This is a genomic window from Mesorhizobium sp. B1-1-5 (assembly GCF_006443065.1).
Taxonomy (GTDB): Bacteria; Pseudomonadota; Alphaproteobacteria; order Rhizobiales; family Rhizobiaceae; genus Mesorhizobium.
In genome coordinates, this window is record NZ_VFWS01000415.1 from 1 (window position 1) to 1358 (window position 1358).

The 1358-nt window shown below is 63.8% G+C and carries 1 protein-coding gene; it reads left to right on the plus strand.

Translation table 11 applies throughout. From position 1 onward, the window contains the following. Positions 1-385: 385 nt before the first annotated feature. Positions 386-1153, plus strand: coding sequence for an SDR family oxidoreductase (locus FJ980_RS31940; protein WP_140492551.1), 768 nt, complete (start codon positions 386-388; stop codon positions 1151-1153). Positions 1154-1358 lie beyond the last annotated feature (205 nt).

Below are 1358 nucleotides of genomic sequence, written 5' to 3' on the forward strand. Positions count from 1 at the left end.
GGCGAAAGCACCGGCATAGGCCGGGCGGAAGCTCTGGGCATTGGCCAGCCTCTGGCCGCTGCTGCGGGTCTCGGTGTTCTGCATATAGGACATGTCGACCTCCGTCTCGCCGGTTAATCTATAAAAGTTGTAGACTTTGTCGATTGCTATTTTTCGGCCATGCGCAGAATTTTTTTCTAACAGCGCCGTGAGAACTGGCGCTGAGTTGCTGCAGAGCGGCATCGGCGTGATCGACGGACATGGCAGCGTCGGTTTCACTTCCGGCGCTCGACGGCACTTCACTTGCCGATCCATTCGTGCATTGGCCGCCCCGCGCGGGCAGGATAGCATCGCGGCAGAGCGACAATGCGAGATCGTCCAAAGGACATTTGGGAGGAGCAAGGAAATGGGAGCAAGACTGGCCGGCAAGGTCGCCATCGTTTCGGGCGGCGCGACGGGAATGGGCGGGGCGGCCTCGGAACTGTTCGCGGCGGAAGGCGCAAAGGTGGCGATCATCGACCGCAATGGCGAAGCGGCGGCAGCCACCGCCGCGGCGATCCGGGCGCGCGGCCAAATCGCGGAGCATTTTGTCGCCGACGTTTCCGACGAGGCGCAGGTCGAGGCGGCCGTGAAGGGCGCGGCCGAGAAGTTCGGCGCGGTTACCGTCCTGTTCAATCATGCCGGCACCATCGTGATAAAGCCGTTCCTGGAGACCAGCGTGCAGGAATGGGACTGGCTGCATGCCGTCAACGTGCGCTCGATGTTCCTGATGACCCGCGCCGTGCTGCCCGGCATGATCGCGGCCGGCGGCGGCTCGATCGTCTGCACCTCGTCGATCTCGGCGGTGGCGGCGACGCCGAACGAAGTGCTCTATGACACCACCAAGGGCGCCTGTCACATGTTCGCGCGCGCCATCGCCGTGGAATTCCGCGACCGCAACATCCGCTGCAACGCCGTCTGCCCCGGCTTCATCCGCACACCGCATGGGCTGCGCGAGGTCGCCGATCTGGGCAAGCTCGGCGTCGATGTCTCCGACGCGGCGCTGGCTGCGCAGCAGGGGCGGATCGGCGAACCGGAAGAGGTGGCAAAGGCGGCGCTGTACCTCGCCAGCGACGAATCGAGCTTCGTCAACGGGGCCCATCTGTTCGTCGACAATGGTTTTACCGCGATGTGAGGTGTCCCAAAGGTCCAGGGTCTTCGTCCCAAGCCCTACTCGTCTATCGTTCTTCCCGTCGAAACGGCTTCAGCAGCGCCGACGGCGCCACCGCGTTGCGCGACATCACCGCCATGGCGACGATGGTGAAGATGAAAGGCAGCATCAGGAACGCCTCGTAGGGAATATGCCCGAGACCACTCGCCTGCATGCGCAACTGCAAGGC